At 73.5% G+C, this 4,343-nt stretch carries 1 protein-coding gene; it reads left to right on the top strand.

From position 1 onward, the window contains the following. The coding region (locus ABZ079_RS36725) for a type I polyketide synthase (protein ID WP_356943780.1) at nucleotides 1-4,343 on the top strand (4,343 nt) is incomplete at both ends.

Genomic DNA, 4,343 nt, shown 5'->3' with positions numbered 1-4,343 from the left:
GTTGCGGTGGACTGGTCGCAGGCCTTCACCGGTACCGGCGCCAGCCGTGTCGACCTGCCCACCTACGCCTTCCAACGCCAGCGCTACTGGCTGGAGGACGGCCCCGAAGCAGCCCGCGGCGACCTGACCGCCGTAGGTATGGCCGCCGGCGGACACCCTCTTCTGGGAGCGGCGTTGGAGGTCGCGGGGGAGGGGAGTCGCCTCTGGACCGCTCGCCTCTCGCAGCAGGCACAGCCCTGGCTGGCGCATCACCGTGTCGGTGAGGCAGCGGTGCTGCCGACGGCGGCCCTGGTCGATCTGCTGACGCACGCCGGCGAGCAGGTGGACGCACCGGTGATCGGGGAACTGACCGTGTCCGCGCCGATCGTCGTGTCCGCCACTGGAGGCACGGTCGTTCAGCTCGTCCTGGACGCACCGGACGCCGAGGGACACCGTTCGCTGCGTGTGCACTCTCGTGGCGACGCCGCTGCCACCGACCCGGACGGCTGGCAGGAGCACGCCGTCGGCACGATGGTTCCCTGGGACGGCGCCACGGCACTGCCGCGGGACCTCACCACCTGGCCTCCGCAGGACGCCGTCCAGGTGGACGGTCCGGAGGCCGACGGTGTAGCGGCGGTCTGGGAGGCCGAAGGACGGCTGTACGCGGAGGTGTCCCTGCCGGCGGCCACGGAAGACGAGGCGGACGCCGACCGGTACGGGGTGCATCCGACGGTGCTGGACGCGGTCTTGCGACTGGCCGGGCGCCTCGACACCGCGGCTCCCGTCACCTCCGGCACGGGACTCCTCGCCCACTCGGTCCGTGGTGCGCGGCGCCACGCGACCGGCGCCCGGTCCCTGCGCGTGTGTCTCACTCCCGCCGGTGAGGGCACGGTGGCGGTCAGCGCCGCCGACGACGACGGGTCTGCCGTACTCGGCATCGAGGCGGTGGCGCTGCGCCCGCTCGCCGCGGAGGAACTGCCCGTCGCCCAGGCGCCTGTCGCACGGGACTCGCTGTTCGAGGTCGAGTGGGTGCCGGCGCAGGCCGGCCAGGCCGATGCCCCGGCCGAATGGAGCCTGTACGACGACCTCCGCGACCTGCCGGCCGGCCACACGCTGCCGCCGGTCGTCGTGTTCGACCCCGGTAGTGGCGATCCGCGGTGCCCGCTGCCGGAACGGGTGCACACCGTCGCGCAGCGCGTACTGGAGGTACTCCAGAGCTGGCTGGCCGACCCGCGGACGACGGACTCCCGGCTCGTGGTGGTCACGCAGGCCGGGCCGGCCGGGTCGGACGCCGAGCTGGTCGCCGAGCCGGTACGGGGGCTGCTGCGTTCCGCCCAGTCGGAGAACCCGGGCCGATTCGCCCTCCTGCAGGCCGAGGTCCCGGTGACCGAGACGGGCGCCGTGCCCATCGACACGAGGACCCTTCGCGCCGGTCTCGCCGCCGGTCCCGACGAGCCGTGGGTCGCCGTCCGCGACGGCCGTGCCCGCGTCGCCCGCCTCAAGGCCGCCGCCCCCGCCCCCTCAGCGGCCGCACCGGCATCCACCACGCCCGCCTCCGCAGCCACCGCCGCGGACCTGCGGCTCTCCGACGGCGTGGCCCTGGTGACCGGTGCGACCGGCGGTCTGGGCCGACTGGTGGTGCGCCACCTCGCCGACGCCCACGGCGTACGGGAACTGGTGCTGGTCTCCCGCTCCGGGCGGGATCCGCGTTGGGCCGACGAGCTCGCCGCGCTCGGTCTGAGCGTGCGCATGGTGGCCGCCGATGTCGCCGACCGCGAGGCCATGGCGCAGCTGGTGGGCTCGATCGGCGACCGGCTGACCGCGGTGGTGCACACGGCCGGCGTCGTCGCGGACGGCCTCCTGAGCACCCTCGCCGCCGACGACCTGCACGCCGTACTGCGCCCGAAGGTCGACGCGGCCTGGCACCTGCACGAGCTGACCGCCGATCTGCCCCTGCGCGCCTTCGTGCTGTTCTCGTCGGCGGCCGCGGCCTTCGGCGGTGCCGGACAGGGCAACTACGTCGCCGCGAACGCCTTCCTCGACGCCCTGGCCGCGTACCGGCACGCCCACGGCCTGCCCGCCGTCTCCCTGGCCTGGGGCCTGTGGGGCCCGGAACTCGGCGGCATGGGCGGCGACCTCGGCGAGGTCGACCTGGCCCGGATCGCCCGCGAGGGCATCCTGCCGCTCTCCGCGGCACAGGGTCTCTCGCTGTTCGACGCGGGCCTGACCTCTGGACGGCCCGCCCTCGTCCCCGTACGACTGGACGTGGCCGCCCTGCGCGCCAACGACCACCTTCCGGCCGTACTGCGCGGCCTGGCACCGCGCACCACCCGCCGCGCCGTCACCCGGCAGCGCACGACAGCCGCCCAGGACGGCCCGGCCCTGCCCCGGCGCCTGGCCGGCGTCGCCCCGGCCGACCGGCAGAAGGCGCTGCTCGACCTGGTGCGCGAGAGCGCCGCCCAGGTGCTCGGCCACGCCTCCGCCGAGGCCATAGGCGCCGTACGCCCCTTCAAGGACACCGGGTTCGACTCGCTGACCGGCGTCGAGCTGCGCAACCGGCTCGCCGCCGAGACCGGCCTGGCACTCCCGGCCACCCTGGTCTTCGACTACGCCACGCCCACCGCACTCGCCCAGCACCTGCACTCCGAACTTCTCGGTACGACGGACGGGACCGCCGAGTCCGCCCCTGTCTCCGCCTCCGCCGCGGCCACGACGACGGACGACGAGCTGATCGCCGTCGTCGGCATGGGCTGCCGCTTCCCGGGGGGAGCGGACTCCCCCGAGGGCCTGTGGCGGATGCTGGCCGTGGGCGACGACGCGATCGTGGAATTCCCGGCGAACCGGGGCTGGGACATCGACAGCCTCTACCACCCGGACCCGGACCACCTCGGCACGACGTACGTGCGCACGGGCTCCTTCCTGGAGAACGCCGGCGACTTCGATCCCACTTTCTTCGGCATCGCCCCGCGCGAGGCCGTCGCCATGGACCCGCAGCAGCGACTGCTGCTGGAAACGGCCTGGGAGGCCATCGAGCGCGCGGGCATCGACCCCACCTCGCTGCGCGGCAGCAGGACGGGCGTCTTCGCGGGCACGAACGGCCAGGACTACAGCGCGCTGATGCAGCGTTCACCCAAGGAGTCCGAGGGCTACCTGGCCACGGGCATCGCGGCCAGCGTCGTCTCCGGACGCCTCTCCTACACCTTCGGACTCGAAGGCCCCGCGGTGTCGGTGGACACGGCGTGCTCCTCGTCCCTGGTCGCCCTGCACCTGGCCGTCCAGGCCCTGCGCACCGGCGAGTGCACCCTGGCCCTCGCCGGTGGTGTGAGCGTCATGACAAGCCCCGGTCTGCTCGTGGAGTTCAGCCGGCAGCGGGGTCTGTCGCCGGACGGCCGCTGCAAGTCCTTCTCCGACGGCGCCGACGGCACGGGTTGGGGCGAGGGTGTGGGCATGCTGCTGTTGGAGCGGTTGTCGGACGCGCGGCGCAACGGCCACAAGGTGCTGGCGGTGGTGCGTGGTTCGGCTGTGAACCAGGACGGCGCCAGCAACGGCCTCACCGCGCCCAACGGGCCTTCGCAGCAGCGCGTCATCCGTGCCGCGCTGGCGAACGCGCGGCTCTCGGCATCGGACGTCGACGCCGTCGAGGCGCACGGTACGGGCACGACGCTCGGCGACCCGATCGAGGCCCAGGCCCTGCTCGCCACCTACGGGCAGGACCGCGACCGGCCCCTGTGGCTCGGCTCCGTCAAGTCGAACATCGGCCACACGCAGGCCGCCGCGGGCGTGGCCGGTGTGATCAAGATGGTCGAGGCGATGCGGCACGGTGTGCTGCCGCGGACGCTGCACGTCACCGAGCCGTCGTCGAAGGTGGATTGGTCGGCGGGTGCGGTGGAGCTGTTGGCCGAGGCGCGGGAGTGGCCGGAGGCCGAGGGGCGTCCGCGTCGGGCGGGTGTGTCGTCGTTCGGTGTGAGTGGTACGAACGCGCACGTCATCCTGGAGGAGGCTCCTGAGGCTGAGCAGTCGGAGCAGTCGGTTCCTGTCGAGCCGGTGGCGGTGCCGTGGGTGCTGTCCGCGCGTAGTGCCGATGCTCTGCGGGAGCAGGCGGCCAAGCTGCGGACCCATGCCGAGAACAGTGCTGACCTGTCGCCGGTGAACGTCGGCTGGACCCTGGCGAGCCGGACGGAGTTCGATCACCGGGCCGTCGTCGTCGGGCGAAGCCGAGCCGAACTCATCGAAGCTCTGGACGACTTGAACCCGAGGACCGGGTCTGGGGGTCGGGTGGTGTTCGTCTTCCCCGGTCAGGGGTCGCAGTGGGCCGGGATGGGTGCCGAGCTTCTCGACACCGCGCCTGTGTTCGCGGAGCGCAT

Source organism: Streptomyces sp. NPDC006314 (assembly GCF_040613075.1).
In the GTDB taxonomy this organism is placed as follows: domain Bacteria; phylum Actinomycetota; class Actinomycetes; order Streptomycetales; family Streptomycetaceae; genus Streptomyces.
This window is presented reverse-complemented; position numbering and strand designations above follow the sequence as displayed.